This is a genomic window from Gordonia sp. WA4-43, assembly GCF_020520305.1.
Classification (GTDB): domain Bacteria; phylum Actinomycetota; class Actinomycetes; order Mycobacteriales; family Mycobacteriaceae; genus Gordonia; species Gordonia hongkongensis.
Genome location: NZ_CP084736.1, coordinates 3,376,954 through 3,392,990, shown reverse-complemented (window position 1 = coordinate 3,392,990; position 16,037 = coordinate 3,376,954). Strand labels below are relative to the sequence as shown.

Annotated in this window: 13 protein-coding genes; 2 read left to right on the top strand and 11 right to left on the bottom strand. The window is 65.6% G+C overall.

The features are described from left to right. The first annotated feature begins 73 nt into the window (after positions 1 to 73). Complete coding sequence (locus tag LEL84_RS15185; protein WP_226512030.1) at positions 74 to 871, top strand: SDR family oxidoreductase; 798 nt, start codon at positions 74 to 76, stop codon at positions 869 to 871. Here the strand turns inward: LEL84_RS15185 and LEL84_RS15180 are convergent. From LEL84_RS15180 to LEL84_RS15140, 9 genes are all read right to left on the bottom strand, one after another. Further along, a complete protein-coding gene (locus LEL84_RS15180; protein ID WP_226512029.1) occupies positions 850 to 2,133 on the bottom strand; it encodes a lipopolysaccharide biosynthesis protein in 1,284 nt (427 codons plus the stop codon). The two genes, LEL84_RS15185 and LEL84_RS15180, sit on opposite strands and share 22 nt — an antisense overlap. Next, on the bottom strand, positions 2,130 to 3,116 hold the full coding sequence (locus LEL84_RS15175) for a glycosyltransferase family 2 protein (protein ID WP_226512028.1): 987 nt from the start codon (positions 3,114 to 3,116) through the stop codon (positions 2,130 to 2,132). Before LEL84_RS15175 ends, LEL84_RS15180 begins: the two co-directional genes overlap by 4 nt. A 42-nt stretch (positions 3,117 to 3,158) precedes the next feature. Then, a complete protein-coding gene (locus tag LEL84_RS15170) occupies positions 3,159 to 3,989 on the bottom strand; it encodes a family 16 glycosylhydrolase (RefSeq protein ID WP_226512027.1) in 831 nt (276 codons plus the stop codon). Positions 3,990 to 4,176: 187 nt separating this feature from the next. After that, a complete protein-coding gene (locus tag LEL84_RS15165; protein WP_226512026.1) occupies positions 4,177 to 6,390 on the bottom strand; it encodes a hypothetical protein in 2,214 nt (737 codons plus the stop codon). A 2-nt stretch (positions 6,391 to 6,392) separates the two neighbouring features. Then, positions 6,393 to 7,577, bottom strand: a complete 1,185-nt coding sequence (locus LEL84_RS15160) for a DegT/DnrJ/EryC1/StrS family aminotransferase (RefSeq protein WP_226512025.1) — start codon at positions 7,575 to 7,577, stop codon at positions 6,393 to 6,395. After that, complete coding sequence (gene rfbF, locus LEL84_RS15155; RefSeq protein WP_226512024.1) at positions 7,574 to 8,341, bottom strand: glucose-1-phosphate cytidylyltransferase; 768 nt, start codon at positions 8,339 to 8,341, stop codon at positions 7,574 to 7,576. The genes LEL84_RS15160 and rfbF overlap by 4 nt, the downstream gene beginning before the upstream one ends. Further along, positions 8,338 to 9,372, bottom strand: a complete 1,035-nt coding sequence (locus LEL84_RS15150; RefSeq protein ID WP_226512023.1) for an NAD-dependent epimerase/dehydratase family protein — start codon at positions 9,370 to 9,372, stop codon at positions 8,338 to 8,340. Before LEL84_RS15150 ends, rfbF begins: the two co-directional genes overlap by 4 nt. Further along, complete coding sequence (locus tag LEL84_RS15145) at positions 9,369 to 10,475, bottom strand: glycosyltransferase family 4 protein (RefSeq protein WP_226512022.1); 1,107 nt, start codon at positions 10,473 to 10,475, stop codon at positions 9,369 to 9,371. Before LEL84_RS15145 ends, LEL84_RS15150 begins: the two co-directional genes overlap by 4 nt. Positions 10,476 to 10,478: 3 nt before the next feature. After that, the gene (locus tag LEL84_RS15140) at positions 10,479 to 11,330 is read right to left on the bottom strand and encodes a glycosyltransferase family 2 protein (RefSeq protein WP_226512021.1); all 852 of its coding nucleotides are present in this window, start codon (positions 11,328 to 11,330) and stop codon (positions 10,479 to 10,481) included. 714 nt (positions 11,331 to 12,044) lie between these two features. Here LEL84_RS15140 and LEL84_RS15135 point away from each other — a divergent pair. After that, positions 12,045 to 13,337 carry a TetR/AcrR family transcriptional regulator gene (locus LEL84_RS15135; protein ID WP_226512020.1) on the top strand — a complete coding sequence of 431 codons (1,293 nt, stop codon included), beginning with the start codon at positions 12,045 to 12,047 and terminating at the stop codon, positions 13,335 to 13,337. Here LEL84_RS15135 and LEL84_RS15130 read toward each other — a convergent pair. Together LEL84_RS15130 and LEL84_RS15125 are read right to left on the bottom strand one after the other, a co-directional pair. Next, positions 13,325 to 14,284, bottom strand: coding sequence for a phosphotriesterase (locus LEL84_RS15130; protein ID WP_065631354.1), 960 nt, complete (start codon positions 14,282 to 14,284; stop codon positions 13,325 to 13,327). The two genes, LEL84_RS15135 and LEL84_RS15130, sit on opposite strands and share 13 nt — an antisense overlap. Before the next feature lie 123 nt (positions 14,285 to 14,407). Continuing rightward, positions 14,408 to 15,847 carry a purine-cytosine permease family protein gene (locus tag LEL84_RS15125; protein WP_058253433.1) on the bottom strand — a complete coding sequence of 480 codons (1,440 nt, stop codon included), beginning with the start codon at positions 15,845 to 15,847 and terminating at the stop codon, positions 14,408 to 14,410. Between the last annotated feature and the right edge of the window lie 190 nt (positions 15,848 to 16,037).

Below are 16,037 nucleotides of genomic sequence, written 5' to 3'. Positions count from 1 at the left end.
ACCTCAGGGAGCGGGATTTCGCCCCCGCCGTCTGGTAACTCTGGACCCACACATCGGCGATCGAAGGAGATCCATGGACGTCGCAGGCAAGGTTGCCATCGTCACGGGTGGCGGTGGAGGTATCGGCGCGGCCGTCGCGCATGCCCTGGTCGACGCGGGCGCGCGGGTCGTCGTCACCGATCTCGACGAGTCCGGTGCCCGGGCCGTCGCCGAGGAGCTGGGCGATTCGGCGACCGCGCTCGCCGGTGATGCCTCGTCCGACGAACACATCGACGCCGCGGTCCGGTTGGCGGAGAACACCTTCGGTCCGGTCGACCTCTACTTCGCCAACGCCGGGGTCGGACTGGGCGGCGGTGTCGACACCGGGGAGGACGTGTGGGATCTCGCTTTCGACGTCAACCTCCGCGCCCACATACGAGCTGCTCGACGCCTCATCCCGGGCTGGGTGGAACGAGGCAGCGGTTACTTCGTCAGCACGGCGTCGGCCGCGGGTCTGCTCACCCAGATCGGCAACGCGCCGTACTCGGTCACCAAACATGCCGCGGTCGGCTTCGCGGAATGGCTCAACATCACCCACGGCGACGACGGGGTCCGCGTCAGCTGCCTCTGCCCGATGGGTGTCGACACCAAACTGCTACGGCCCGACGGTGATTCCGCCACCACCGAACAGCGGTTGATGCAGCGGGCGGTCGAGAGCGCCGGCGCGGTGCTCACCCCCGGGACGGTGGCCGCGATCGTGCTGGAGGCCGTCGCCGACGAACGCTTCCTCATCCTCCCGCACCCGGAGGTCCTCGACATGTACCGCCAGAAGGGCGCCGACTACGACCGGTGGCTGCGTGGGATGCGCCGCTACCAGACGAGCTTGCGGTGACCCTCTGCGTTCGACAACCATCGTCGTCTCAGGTCCCAGGTGCCGACAGCGCCCAGCAGGAGTGAGCTGACGAGCAGACCCGAGCCCGCACCGATGCTGCCCCAGGTGCCCGCCAGCACGAGGGTGACCGGAAAGGTGATGACGAACACCACCGTGTTGCATCGCAGGATCGTCTTGGTGTCCAACTCCGCCCGGAGTACTGACATCCAGATCGAATACGGGACGCGCAGGACCGAGGCGGCCGCGAGCAGGCACAACGACATCGTGAACTCCGAGCCCGAGTAGGCCGGGCCGAAGATCTTCCCGACGATCGGCGAGGCCGCGATCAGAGCCCCTGCTCCGACGACGACCAGACCTTGCGAGATGGCCCAGATTCGACGGATCTGCCCGGCCAGTGCCGCCGGATCGCGCGCGAGATGCGCGGTGAGTGCTGCTCCGATGCCATCCGGCACGAAGTCGAGCACCTGTGCCACCGCGAGCGCCAAGGCCAGAGTCGCACCCGCGACCGGTCCGGCGACGAGCGTGGTGAGGAACGGCAGCACGAGGATGAGTCCGAACGAGGTCGCGCTTCCGATGCCATCGCGAAGAGCGAACATGGGCATCTGGGCGCGGTCCACCACCACGACACGGTGCGGGCTCGTGTGGTTCTCGGGGCGCCGCAGAATCCGCGGCACGAGGACGACGAACACCACGCACGCCCCGAGCAGGGCGGGCACGATCGTGGCCCACACCGCAGCGAGCGCCACGACACTCGCCAACACGCAGACGAGGGCCACTTTCAGAACCACGGCGGCCACATTGACGATCGGAAGCCAGCGCGAGGCGTGCAGTCCGATCAGAGCGGCGTCCTTGAGTACGAACAGCGCCATGACGACGGACCCGCAGGCCACCAGCACGACGGTCGCCACCCGGTTCTCGAGCATGTCGCCCGCGATCATCCCGCCCATCACGCCGAAGACGGCGGCCGAGCCGATGGTGATGAGCAGGCCCTCGAGCAACCGTTCGCGACGTGGGCAGTCGGGCGTCGACAGCATCGCCTTGTAGGCACTTCCCACCCCGTACGCGGTGATGGTGCCGACCGTCGTGACAAGTGACAACAGCGCGGTCTGGATGCCGAGCGCATGTGGAGGGATGACCCGGGCCGAGACCACCCAGAAGAGCATTCCCGCCCCAGCCGTGACGAAGAAGCTCGCCACCACGGCGACGGAGTCCACCGTCATCGCCCTCGAGCCGAGCATCACCGGCCTGCTCACGATGCTCATGTCTGAGGACTCAACGCGCTTCGCGCCTCGGTCAGCATCGCGAAGAGGTAGCCCAGAGCTGCTGCGACGACGGTCCCCGCGAGAACGGTGCAGCGTCCGAGTCCTCCGGGATCCGTCCGGCGCTTCTCGGCCGTCACACTGTCACGAAGGTAATGCAGGACGGCCGCCGGGACCGTCCTGGCGAGATACGAACGCTCCGAGCTCGTGGCGTCCGCTGCCCCGACGAGGCCACTGATCTGTCGTTTGGAGACGCCCTCGCCGAACGACCGCCGCAAGACGTAGCGGACGTTTGTCCTGGCGCGGCTCACATGGTGTCGCACACGGACATCCGGGTCGAAGATGATCTTCGCAGCCGGGTCAGAACGGGCGATCCGGATACACAACTCGGTCTCTTCGCAGCCCACCGGCAGCGTGCCCACCCGTCCGAGGTCGGTGTCGAATCCCCCGACGTCGAGCAAGGTCCGGCGACGGAACGCCATGTTGCACCCCATCAGGTTGCGGACCGGCGCCGGCGCGGTCGGCAAACCCGCGTAACTGCATCCCACTGTCCAGTCGCATTCCCGGGGAAACCAACGGGGTCGGTCGCCGGGCCACACCGGCTCCGCGTATCCGCCCACCGCCGCAACATCCGAATCGGTGAACTGCCCGGAAAGTCGCCGGCGCCAGCCGGGTTCGACGACGGCATCGTCATCGACGAACCCGACGATCTGACCGGAGGCGAGACGGGTGCCGCAGTTGCGGGCACCGGAGAGACCGCGCTTCTCGTCGTTGGCCACCACCCAGATCAGGGGCTTGAGCGACGAGGCGAACTCCCGCCTCGCCAGGTCGAACAGCTCGTCGTTGTGGTCGATCACCACGATCAGTTCATCGTCGTCGGTCAGTTCGCGTTCGGCGGCGTCGACCGATCGGATCAGGTCAGCCCATCGGTCGGTGGTGTAGGCACAGATCACCACCGACAACTTGCCGATGTCACTATTTCCCATCAATCCTCTTCAGTTCCGGTCGAAGTCTTCGGTCGTGCAGTGTCATTCCTCGTACGACCACACCGCAGCCCAGTCCACGAGAACGCGGCCGCGGTTGTTCCCGTCGCCTCTCGTCTCGGTCTGCAACTGCCAGCGCATCGGAGTGGCCGGGACCCACTGCGTGCTGTCCAGAACCACGGTGTCGTCTAGCAGGTACCGCACACGCCCCGGCGACCATTCGATGGTGTAGGTGTGCCAGTCGGTGAAGCGCGCCCCGATGTTCCGGGACGGGATCTTGCACCCGTCGCAGGAACCTTCGCCGGCGAAATGCTGCCATCCACCAACGGTTCTCGACAGCCAGCCTTCGGGGAAGTCGAGTTCGCCGTCCCGCGGCCACTGTTCCGATTGCGGCCACAGGAGCCATGCGACGTAGTACTCGTCGAGGTCTGGTGTGTCGACACGCATCCGGACCGAGTAGCGCCCGTAGGTCTGGTACTGGCTACCGGTGTCGAGTATCGGTGATGCACTCGCCCCTGCCGGAACCCCGTCGACGTTGTGCAGATCGAAAACGAGGTACCCGTTGTCCACACTCAGTACCTCATCCGCTCGATACGGCCGACGGTCGAAGGTGTCCGGGAAACACCGCGGATAGGTCAACCACTGCTGACCTTCCGCGCCGGTGTACACGACGTCGTACGGGGAGCACTCGTTCGCCCAACTCCCCACCGGCGCATCACGATCGAAGTCGTCGAAGAACACCTGCTTCCAGCCGGGGAGGTCCCCGCGAGGAAACCCCCGCGCCGGTGTCATCCCACATCCGACGATCGGGGCGAGGAGAACCACCGTCAGCAGTTGCAGGAATGTCCGGAACCAACCACCTCGCGCACGCGTCATATCCGGCCCACCATGTAGAGCAGGGCGGAAGCGCAGGCGATCGCCGTGGTCGTGATCGCCACGACGGTGATGACCTGTGACACGCGATCGGTGGACACCGCTCCCCGTGGAGGGACCCGATGCTCGCGCCGAACGGTAGCGGCTACGAAAAGAGCTGCGGCCGTGACGAACAGCAGGACGGTCGCGATCATGGCGCGGTCTCCAGATCGACGTCGGGCGCCCCCAGACGCTTCAGCACGTGGACCTCTCCGTCGTCGTAGGCGGAGACGAAACCGTCCCGTTGCACCATCAGCGCGAGTTGTCGGGCGACCTCGTCCGGGCTGATCCCGTACCGGTACTGCAACAGCTTCTCGTCCTCCTCGGATACCAGCAGATAGTCGATGTCCTCAGCCGCAGTGCATTCCGCCAACTCGCGCTGTTCGGCGATGCACGAGGCCCCGATGTCGTAGGCCCGCGGCAGTCCGATCGTCGAGCCGTGCCCCCAGTACGCGATCGCAGACGACGGCGCCTGGGCCACCAGCTCGTCGGAAACCCGCACGGTGGCCGGCCGCGAGTACTCGAACGAGGTGTTGAGCGCACGATTGGAGACCCCCAACACCGCGACCACGAGAGTGACTGCGACCGCACTGATCGCGAACACGGTGGCGGGCAAGCGCGCGGGACCTCGGATTCGACGCGCCGCACCGTCCACGGCTAGCGCGGCCAGTGCGGCCAGCGCGGGTGACGCATACAGGAAGCACCGTACGAGCACCTCGCCGCCGTAGCTCTGCACCACGACGAGCGCGAACGGGACCAGGGACAGGACGGCGAGGGGTGATCGGAATCGGCTCTTGCCGAGACGGAACCAGCCGATTGTGGCCACCAGGAGGAGCAGGGCGGTGCCACCGATCCTGAGGTACTGCATCCGACCGTAGACCGGATCCCCGGTGATTCTGTCAGACAGCGCGGAGCTGACACTCGCGGTGACGTCGCCGATCTCGGTCAGGATCTGATCGAGGTGCCCCAGCCAATACCCGCTCGCACCGAAGGTGAACCACGCACTGAACAGGAGCAGCCCGGCCAGCCAGAGCAGTTTGTGTCGTGTGGACCCGACGAGGGCGAGCCCCGCCAGGGCGGCAATGGTCACCATCGGGGTCAACTGGTGACTGACCACCATCGCGGCGACGAGGACGATCATAACTCCCTCGACCGCGTATGAGAATCCACGTCCACGACCACGTGGTCGTCCTGGCACGCGTCGCCATGCGCGCCAGAAGCCGACGGGCGGGAGGGGTGAGACCCTCAGCTGCCAGATCAGCACAGCCACGATCGTCACGTACAACTGCATCGCGAGCGCCTGGGGCGCAAAGTAATCCTGCTGATACCAGTTGAAGAGAATGTAGATGGTGATGGTCCCCCATCCGACGCGCGCGCTTCCGGACACGCTGTGTCCGAGTGCGTACAGGGGAAACATCAGCAGAGTTCCGAAGATCAGCGACGCGCTGGTGAGGAAGACCGTGCTGTCGTCGAGCCCACCCGTCCTCATCACATGCGCCGCGCCCGCGAAGAAGCCACTCCAGCTGATCCGGCCGTCGACCGCGGGCGGCAGCGCGCCGAGCTCGGAGTACCAATCGGTCAGGAACCGGTGCACGTAGGCGGTCGGGAAAGGCGGTGTGCCACTGGACCATGCGACCGGCATGCTCATGTAGACGATGAGCATCACGTTGGTCGCGGCGAGACCCGTCCGGTGCAGTCGGCGTCGACGATACTCCCGGAACAGGGCCACGCAGAGCGCAGCCAATCCGATGAAGTAGGTGATCCCGAGAATCGGTACGAGCCCGTACACACCTGCCTGCTCGGGATGCAGTCGGGCGACGGCGATCAGGAAGAGGACGAAGGCGGCCACCAGCAGTGCCGCGGTGACCCGATCGAACGTCCGGACCGACGTGATCACCGCCGACGCCGCCGCTCCCGCGCCAGCGCGCAGGTCGGACGACGGATGCGGGCATCGCGCTCTGATGATTACCCCGGTTGCGACGGCAGCGATCACGAGGATGACCCCCTGCGCGAGCAGCGGATGCCAGAAGCCGGCGAGGAGCGAGGCCAGCCCGATGATGGCGGTCGTGCTCAACGACAAGGCGATGGCGACGCTCGGCAGCAGTCCATTGCGCGGCCACCCGAACAGCCCCGCGATCGGTAACCCGGGGAGAACCAGGGTCACACTCACCACCACCACGGCACGGAGCCCCTCGGGCAGGAGCGGAGCCACCCCGGACGCCGTCAGAACGCACATCAGCGTCAAGACCGCGATCGCGATCATCGACAGGAGCGCGACGACGGCCGGTGCCCGGTCAGGAATCGAGTGCGCAGCCGGCGGACGCGGTACCGCCCGCGCGATCGCGCCCTCGAGTCGGTGAACCACGCCTATCCGCCCGTGCCCCGACCCGAGCCGATCGCGGGACGGTAGAAGGAGGTCACCGCGGAGACAACCCGGTCGAGATCCGCTTCGCTCATATACGAGTGCAGCGGAAGGGTCAGCACCCGGTCGGCAGCGTCTTGGGTCACGGACAAGTCACCGCGTCGGCTGTTTCGGTAGTAACTGAACTCATGCGCCCCCTGGAAATGAATCCCGGTGGCGACCCCGGCGGACTTGAGGTGTTCGACCAATCGGGCGCGTTCGACGCGACCGCCGGTCCTGATCACATAGATGTACGGAGCTACGTCAGACCAGTCCGTGTCGAACAGCTCGAGCTCGGGGATGTCGGAGAATGCCGAATCATAGAACCGACAGTAGCTTTGGCGATTGGCGACGAATTCGTCGACCCTGGCCAGTTGGGACAGACCGATCGCGGCGGGCACCGAGCCCAGATGGCACCGGTAGCCCTGCCGCACGACGTCGAAATCCCAGTTGCGCTGGTTCCGGTATCGCGCGTCGGTGTCGGAGTCGATACCGAGATGCCGAAGCTCACGAAGCACCTGCAGGTCAGCCGGATCGGAGGTGACGATCGCCCCGCCCTCGAGCGTCGTGATCATCTTGACCGGTCCGAAGCTGAAACATGTGATGTCACCGTGTGATCCGATACGGCGACCCGCCCGGACGCTCCCGAACGCGTGCGCCGCGTCCTCGATCACCCGCAGCCCGTGCTCGCGCGCAATGGCCATCAGCTCATCGAGATCGCACGGGAAGCCGAGGTAGTCGACCACCAGGATCGCCTTCGTGCGAGGCGTGATCAGCTCGCGCACACGCTGCGGGTCGATGTTGAGGTACCGGGGTTCGACGTCACAGAAGACCACCTCGGCTCCGGTCCGTGTCAGCGCCTGATGACCTGCCACGTAGGTGAACGACGGACAGATCACTTCGTCGGACGGGCCGAGTCCGATCAGCCGGGCCGCCAGATGGAGGGCTTCGGTACACGAATTCGTGGACACGACAGTTCTTTCGGACGCACCGAGGTAGGTTCCGACTTCTTCCTCGAACTGTTTGCTGAGTGCACCCATGCCCAGCCATCCGGCCGCCAGGGCATCGACCGCAGCCTGCTGGACATCCTCGCCCAGGTAGGGGCGGTAGACGGGCACCGTCGAGGTGGCTCGATCCATCGACATCGTCATGACCAGCACCTCCAAGGCGCCTCGCCGCGCTCCCAGAGATCGTTGAGGAAGACCTTGTCCCAGATGGTGTCCATCCCGCGCCAGAAGCCGTCGTGCTGGTAGGCCGACAACTGGCCTTCCGCCGACAAAGTCTCCAGCGGTTCCTTCTCCAGCAGGGTGGCGTCGCCCGCGATGTAGTCGAGGATCTTCGGCGACGAGACGAAGAACCCGCCGTTGATCCAGCCGCTGCTACCCTGCGGCTTCTCGACGAACCTGGTCTGCGGCGACGAGACGTCGAGGGTGCCGAACCGCCCGGGCGGCTGCACGGCCGTCACCGTCGCGATGCTGCCCGACATCTCGTGGTGCGCCAGCACCTTTCGGATGTCGATGTCGGCGACACCGTCACCGTAGGTGAACGAGAACGTCTCGTTGCCGATGTGCTCGCGAGCGCGGAGAAGCCGTCCGCCGGTCATCGTATCGAGCCCGGTGTCGAGGAGGGTGACGCGCCACGGCACGCCGTTCGACGAGTGGTTCTCGATCGCACCGGTGCCCAGATCCACGGTGACATCGCTGGCGTGCAGGAAGTAGTTGGCGAAGAACTCTTTGATCATGTAGCCCTTGTAGCCCAGCAGCACAACGAAATCCGTGACGCCGGCGGCCGCGTAGATCTGCATGATGTGCCAGATGATCGGGCGTCCGCCGATCTCGACCATCGGTTTCGGCCGGTCGACGGACTCCTCACTGATCCGGGTGCCTCGTCCTCCGGCGAGGATCACCGCTTTCATGACCGATCACCCGTCCATCGCAGATCGGCGTCGAGCGCGTCGGCGTCGAGGAGCTCGCGCAGGACTCGCAGCCGGACGAAGTCGTTTCCGTTGAACTGGTCCGCGCTCAGGCCCGCGTCGACGTAGGCGGCGTGGATCTCCGCGATGCCGGTGGCCAGGGTCCACTGGGGCGAATAGCCCGGTAGCGACGTCTCGATCTTGGTGAAGTCGACGACGTAGTTCCGGATGTCGGCGACGACGTCGTCGGCGAAGGCCACCTCGCAGTCGGGCACGATGTCGGCGACCATCTTCGCCACATCCCGGATCTGGTGGTTGTCGCTGTTGCGACCCACGTTGTAGACCTCGTTGTGTACGGTCGCCGGTGGCGCCTGCAAGACTGTGACGATCGCGTGCGAGATGTCGCGGACATGGACGAGCGGTCGCCAGGCGGCGCCATTGCTCATCAGCAGTACCTTCCCGGACGTGACGGCGTGCCCGACGAGGTTGTTGACCACGACATCCGTGCGGAGGCGACGGGAGATCCCGTACGCGGTGGCGTTCCGGAGAAAGGTGGGGCAGAAGGCGTCGTCGGCCAGCACGCTGATCGCCTGTTCGGCAAGGACTTTGGATTCACCGTACGGAGTGACGGCCTCCATCTCGGCATCCTCGGTGAGCGCACCCTCCGCGCCGGCCCCGTAGAGGCTGCACGACGACGAGAAGACGAAGCGGGCAACTCCGGCCGCCTTGGCGGCCCGGGCGATGCCGACACTGGCCTCGAGATTGATGTCGTAGGTGAGCTCCGGGTTGAGTTCGCTGACCGGATCGTTGGACAGTGCCGCCAGGTGCACTACGGCGTCGAAGCCTGCCAGATGCTGCTGTTCGACATCACGGATGTCCATGTCGAGCGTGGGTACGCGCAACGGTTCCGTGCGGAAATCGCGGTCCCGATAGTAGTCGGTGTCGAGCCCGACGACGTCGTGTCCGGCGTCGACGAGCATGGGGACCAACTCGGCTCCGATGTAACCGAGATGTCCGGTGACGAGAACCTTCATCCCCGTCCTCCTGTTCGTTGGCTGTCGAGGTGCCGAGTCGGCGCCTCAGTGAACACCGGGGCGATCCCGGCGTAGATGTGTCTGATCTGTTCCGTCATGCGGACTTCGCTGAAGTCATCTGCCACGGCGAAAGCTCTGTGCGCGAGTCGGTCCCACGACGTCTTGTCGGTCAGCACGTCGTTGATCCGGTCGGCACGGTCGTCTGCGTGCGGGTCGATGGCGACACCGCACGACCTCTCGTTCACGATGTGTGCAATCTCGCCGCACGGGGTTGTCGCCACCGGCGTGCCGCTGGCCAGTGCCTCCAGCGCCGACAGCGGTAGTCCCTCCCACCGCGATGTGAGCAGGAACATCCGGGACAGGGCAACCTGTGCGCGTGTATGCGCGTGCGTGTCCCCGACGCTGATCTGGACCACGTCCTCGAGACCCAGTTCTCGGCGTCTTCGGAGGAAGTCGTCCTGCAGCGGGCCCCTACCGGGAGAGATCCACAGGCAACGAAGACTCTCCCGCCGCTCCGAGACTTCCTTCACCAGTTCGAGGAACAGCAGCGGGTCCTTCTGCTCGTCGAACCGCGCGACGTTCACGAGATCGTATGGCCTGTCCTCATAGGCGGCCACCGTGGCGGCCAGCTTCCGTACTCCGTTGTGCACGACCGAGACCCGATCAGCAGTCACGTGCGGGAAGTTCGCGAGCAGGGATGCCCGGACCGCACCGGACACCGCGACGATCCGCTGCGTGCGATACGACAGGCCGCGATGGTCGGTGAGCACGTTGTGTACGTGTTCGACCGTGGCGGAACCACGTCCGAGCGCAGCTGCGATCAGTCCGAGAAATCTTTGCTGACAATGGATCACGTCGGCGGATCGCAGTACGCGGAGTGCTGCGGAGTCGGTGAGACGAAGCCGTCGGATGCCGGCATCGGCGAGCCGATGGTCCCATTCACCGGTCGCCAGCGACAGCACGTCGACCTGATGCCCCTGGCCCGCGAAGTGGGTCGCGACCTGCAGGATGAAATGACTCACCCCGCCGGGGCTCATCCGATCCGTCATCACCACGATCCGACCACGCCGCTCACCGACGTCGTCGACCTTGATGGAGGTCACGGGTCAGCCGGCCGGGTGACCCGAGGAGGCCTGGGCGGCGCCTCGATGATTGCCATCAGGACGTATCGCCGCCGGCCGCTTGCCACCTCGCGCCTGCCACACAGTGCGCAGCACACGTCGGCCGTCGGAGATCGCATTCAGATTGGAATGCCCTGTGCGACGGGGCATTTCCAGGCTCGGAACCTCAGCGATCCGCAGGCCGGCCTGCACCGCGCGGACAGTCATCTCGGCCTCGATCTCGAAGCCGGTCGCCTGCAGATCCAGAAGATCCAGGTATCGCCGATGGAAAGCGCAGAAGCCGTAACACAGATCGGTCAGCTCGGTTCGGTACAAGCTGTTGAAGAACGCGAGCAACCCGTAGTTGCCCAACCGCCGGAACCGGGTGATGTCGAGTGACCCGCCCCCGCCCATGAACCTCGAACCCTTGACGAAGTCGTAGCCGTTCTCGAGGAAGTGCAGGAAATGCGTGATCTCCTGCGGGGCCATACTGCCATCGGCGTCCATCATGACGATCATGTCGGACGTCGCGGCGGCGAAACCGGTGCGCAACGCACTACCCTTGCCAGGTCCGCTCTGTTGCACGATCTTGATGTCTGGACGGCAGCTTCGCGCGGTGATAAGTGTTGCGTCAGTGGAGTTTCCGTCGATGAGGATGATCTCGTCGATCCGCTTGGGGATCTGTTCCAACACCCAACCGATGTTCCGTGCTTCATTGCGGACCGGAATGATGAGGCTCACCGTGGATGTCGTCGGGCCGAGATCTCGGTACCCAACGAATGATCCATTGCTGAGTCGATGCTGGGCATCTGTTGGTTGCGCCGCAACAGTTGCGGTCCCGTTGTTCTGGCCGGTCATTTCGATCACTGTGTCCATTCCCGCGCACGGTCCAACCACACGTGTGTGTACGAGACTTCCCCCCGGAAGCATCGACTGAACGAGTCGAGCGAGTGCGCGTTCTGAAGTAGAGAGACAGGGCCGTCCTCCCCGACGACCCAATTCGCACACTAGCAGAGGATTGGCGAGATGGGGAGGCGTACAGCGCACCTGTGGAGCTTCGCAAAGTGAACGGATTCCGAACTCGGAACGCGCCGCAGCGCAACCGAACTCGTGCTTGGCCTATGTACCTGACGGTACGGACAGGCATCCTCCAGCCGCGGAGCACACGTCCCGGGTTAATGGCCGATACACGTGGTAACGCACTACATTCCGGCCGCGAAGACGGGATGAAACCCCAGCACAGCGGCCGGTCTTCACACGAGGTCGGCGGATTCAGTGAGTCGCCGTTACACGCGCTGCGTCGTCGATCCGCGACTCACAGCTGGGTTCGAAGCGTCGTCCGACGACCGCGGTCTGCGGCCCCGAGCCGGAGACACACGCCTACCGCCGCGTGGCAAGAGTCGTTCGGTTTCGATCTCAGATTCGCGAGTGTGATACGCGGCACTGTTGGGATCCATCCGGCGGGCTCCAACGAATGAAAAGTGACCCCCGAGGTCGTCAGACACGAGCAGGAAAGGCTGCCGGCGCGCGATGAACTCACCTACACCTCCGTCTCCGTCACGGTTGGTGCCGATGTCCGCGCCTCGAGCCGAGAAGCCGGGGCGCCCCCCGGAACCGCGGGTCGAGCAACTCATCGCGGAAGCGACCGCCCTCTTTCAGGACGCCGGCTACCGGAATGTAAGCGTCGAGGAGATCGGCGCCGCCGTCGGACTGACCGGGCCGGCGGTGTACCGGTATTTCCCGACCAAGCAGGACATTCTGGCGAAAGCGCTGGCGACGCAGGTGCAGGGGGTACGCGCACTCCTGACCCAAGCCGAGGAGCGCAGCGAATCGCCGGCGGAACAGCTCGGCGTGTTCTTCGACCTGCTTGCGACCAGGGCGGCGCACGGCGACGTCTCGACACTGTGGACCCGCGAGCGACGCCATCTGCACCGATCCGGTCTCGACGACATGGACGCGCACCACCGCACGCTGATCGACGCATTGGCGTCGAAGTTCGACACCACCGAGGCCGGCATCGACGCCCAGACCGCGAAACTTCGCGCGACCGCGGCGGTCAGCGTGTTCTCGAGCACCGCGGCGATGCGGGGTTCGCTCACCCCACGACGGCTCACGCAGATCCAGCGGGCGGTCGTGGACTCGATCCTGAGCTGTCCGCTTCCCCGCGGGGCACAGTCCCGCGCGCGGTTCGCCGATGGATCCAGCCGACGGCCCGCTGCGCGGCGTGATCGGATACTCGCCGCCGCGACCCGGATGTTCTTCGCGCGCGGATTTCCCAACGTCCGAATCCACGAGATCGCCGCCGGAGCGGATGTGTCGCCGGCGACGGTCTACCAGGAGTACGCGGGAAAGACCGACATCCTGATGACCATCATGCGTCGAGGTCTCGAGAATCTGCACTGGATATCCGTCGACGCACTGGCGGAGTCCTCGGCGGTCGAAGCGCTGGACGTCCTCGTGGGTGTGTTCCTCGACTACTCGCTCGGCCCGAACGGTCGAGTGTTGGCCATCGCCCTCCAGGACATCGTGTATCTGCCGGAAGCAGACCAGGTCTCACTTCGCCGGACGGCGTCGGACTACACCGCCGAGTGGACTGCCGCCATCCTGGCCCGTTCACCGACCCTGACGCACGCCGACGCCAACGCGCTCACGCAGGCACTTACCGGATTCGTCTACCAGGTCATCTCGTCGCCGGAGCTCCGCTCGCGGCCGGGCATCGAAGGCGAGTTCCGCGCGCTGGCATCCGCCATCCTGAGCCCGGTCGAACTCTGTGGCGATCCCGGTACCCAGGGCCGGAGTCCGCGCCGACTCGCAGATGTTCCGCGAAGCCAAGTGGTCCCCGCACCGCGCCGCTACTCGAAGTAACGTCGCGGCACGTCGACGAGCATGGTCGTGATGTCGGCCTGGCTCACCCCGGCTTCGCGCAGCGCGGGCAACACGTCCTCGCTGATGTGCCGGTAGTTCCACTTCGGGAGTGCCTGTTTCTTGGCGTCGTGGTCGAACCAGTCGATGAAGCAGGCGGCGTCGTGCGCCAGTGCCATGCGGTCGGCGTAGCCGCGCTTGCACAGTTCGGCGACCGTGTTCACGCGCTCGTCGAACGGCAGGAGAAGGTCGAGCCCAAAACGATCCATGCCGAGGATGGAACCGGCGTCGGCGAGCTTCATCAGGTAGTCGAGGTCGACGCTGTCACCGGAGTGGCCGATGACCACCTTCGTCAGGTCGGCCCCTTCCTCGGCGAAGATCTTCTGGGCGACCAGTCCCGACTGACTGTGCGGATCGGTGTGCACGGTGATGGGCGCGCCGGTCTGGGCGCTGGTCTGTCCCACCGCGCGCATCACGCGCTCGACACCCGGTGTCAGTCCCTGGGATTCGATGGCGCACTTGAGGAAAGCCGCCCGCACACCGGTGTCCGCGATGCCCTCGGTGAGATCCTTCGTGAACAGGGTGACCAGCGGCTCCGGGACGTCGAAGAGCATTCCCGGTCCCGCGTAGTGGAATTGGAACGGGATGTCGTTGTAGGTGTACAACCCGGTCGCGACGACGATGTTGAGGTCTATCTGTTCGGCAATCCGCTGGATGCGTGGGATGTACCGGCCGAGACCGAGAACCGTCGGGTCGAGGATCGTGTCGATCCCGAGTTCCTTCAGTTCGGTCAGGTCGCGGACAGCTTCGGCGACCTTCTCGTCCTCGTCCCAATCGTCCTGATAGTTCTGCCGGAACTCCTCGCCGACGACGAACACATGCTCGTGCACCAACACGTTCCCGAGGTCAGCGGAATCGATCGGGCCGGTCGCGGTGTGGACGGTGGCCATGGAACCTCCTCACCAGGAGGCCGCGTTGCCTCCACTGCGCCGAACCCTAGTCGACGACCTGATGCGGCAGGCGGCTTTCGCCCGTCGTCGCCGCCGACCGCCACGGCTCTGGCGGGACGGGCTTCAGGCAGCGCGTGGCGCGGTGAGTTTCTCCATGGTCCAGTAGGAGGTGCCGGCAACGACTGCCCCGGCGAGCCACGACAGGTCGATCCCGCCCAGTGCGACCGCAACCGGCCCCTGCAGTGCCGGCAGCATCCCGTACATGAACATCCAGGTCGCGGTGACACCGAGAGCGAGTGCGACGAGGGCGGTCGGCCGGACCATCGGCAGGACGCTGTCCGCCGGTGTGGCGAACAGACTCTCGGCGTCGATCTGTTGCCGCGCGATCAGGAACCAGTGCACGAGAACAACGCTGCCCCAAGGGCTCAACCAGCCGACGATCGACACCAGCCAGAAGTCGATGGTGGTCGCGAAGTCGCTATTGAGCACGAAGTAGACGACGACCGCCATCGCCACGACGCCGATGATCAGGTTCAGCACGCGCCGGTCGACGCGGATGTCGAGCGCCTGCGTCGACACCGTGCACGTGTAGATGTTGAGGATGTTGGTCGCGAGCGGTCCGTGGATCACCAGCAACAGAACCGGCAGTGCGAGAACGCCGTAGGCGTCGACGATGATCTCACCCGGGTCGGCGGAGTCGCTCAATGTCGCCAGGGACGCACCCAGCACTCCGAGCCAGACGACCGGGATGAACTGCCCGAGTGCACTGGCGAGAAACAGCCTGCGCGACGGGACGTCCCGGGACACGAAGCGCGAGTAGTCGCCGGCGTAACCGATCCACGTCAGACCCCAGCCGATGCCGATCGCGGTCATCACCGCCGTGATCGCGCCGATGTGGGCCGATCCCGTGAGCTCCGGAGCGGTCGTCTGTCCCCAGTCGACGTCGAGGCCGACCCACGCGACGACGGTCATGACGAGCAGGATCGCGACCGTCGGAGGCACCGTCCATCGTTCGAACGCGGAGATCACCCGGTACCCGAACCACGCGATCGTCACCTGCATCCCCATGATGACCGCGGCCACGACGATCCGTGCGGCGTTGTTGTCGAGGTCCGGGTCGACGAGTCCCATCTCGCCGAGCAGCGCCATCACCAAGTCGAGAACGATCCAGGTGTTGACCGCGCACCAGCCCATGCAGACCAGGGCCTGGACGGCGGCGGGAACGTAGGCGCCGCGGCGTCCGAAGACGGCTCGCGACAGCACCATTCCGGTGACCCCGGTGCGCTGACCGATGACGACGAAGACGCCGAAGATGGTCATGCCGATGGCATTGCCGACGACGAGGACCGCCACCGTCTCCCACAGCCCGAGGCCCATCGTGACGCCGAGTGCACCCAGCACCCAGTTGATCGGCGCGATGTTCGCACCGGCCCAGATCCAGAACTGTCCGCGCACGTCATGGGTCTTCGCGGACTCGGGGATCAGTTCGAGTTCGGCCTCGGCCTGCGGGCCCGAATGGCCCGGTCCGGGTGCCGACGGGGTCGCGGCGTCGAGTGCGGTCATGGAGTCCGTCCAGGAAGTGTCGGCCCCCGATTGGGCGGGGTGCGTTCGGGCATGGCGCGCGACGATGCGCAGTGCATCCATGGTGGTCGCACCGCCCGTCGCGCGATACCTACAGAACGTTCGCACTCCTCGGGTACGGAACGGACAGAATGTCACACCTTCGGCGTTTCTCGCACAGCCAACTGGACTG

Excerpts from the sequence above, each read along its gene's own strand:
- LEL84_RS15185 (WP_226512030.1), top strand. The coding sequence starts at position 74 with ATGGACGTCGCAGGCAAGGTTGCCATCGTCACGGGTGGCGGTGGAGGT.
- LEL84_RS15180 (WP_226512029.1), bottom strand. The coding sequence starts at position 2,133 with ATGAGCATCGTGAGCAGGCCGGTGATGCTCGGCTCGAGGGCGATGACG.
- LEL84_RS15175 (WP_226512028.1), bottom strand. The coding sequence starts at position 3,116 with ATGGGAAATAGTGACATCGGCAAGTTGTCGGTGGTGATCTGTGCCTAC.
- LEL84_RS15170 (WP_226512027.1), bottom strand. The coding sequence starts at position 3,989 with ATGACGCGTGCGCGAGGTGGTTGGTTCCGGACATTCCTGCAACTGCTG.
- LEL84_RS15160 (WP_226512025.1), bottom strand. The coding sequence starts at position 7,577 with ATGACGATGTCGATGGATCGAGCCACCTCGACGGTGCCCGTCTACCGC.
- rfbF (WP_226512024.1), bottom strand. The coding sequence starts at position 8,341 with ATGAAAGCGGTGATCCTCGCCGGAGGACGAGGCACCCGGATCAGTGAG.
- LEL84_RS15150 (WP_226512023.1), bottom strand. The coding sequence starts at position 9,372 with ATGAAGGTTCTCGTCACCGGACATCTCGGTTACATCGGAGCCGAGTTG.
- LEL84_RS15140 (WP_226512021.1), bottom strand. The coding sequence starts at position 11,330 with ATGACCGGCCAGAACAACGGGACCGCAACTGTTGCGGCGCAACCAACA.
- LEL84_RS15135 (WP_226512020.1), top strand. The coding sequence starts at position 12,045 with ATGTCCGCGCCTCGAGCCGAGAAGCCGGGGCGCCCCCCGGAACCGCGG.
- LEL84_RS15130 (WP_065631354.1), bottom strand. The coding sequence starts at position 14,284 with ATGGCCACCGTCCACACCGCGACCGGCCCGATCGATTCCGCTGACCTC.
- LEL84_RS15125 (WP_058253433.1), bottom strand. The coding sequence starts at position 15,847 with ATGACCGCACTCGACGCCGCGACCCCGTCGGCACCCGGACCGGGCCAT.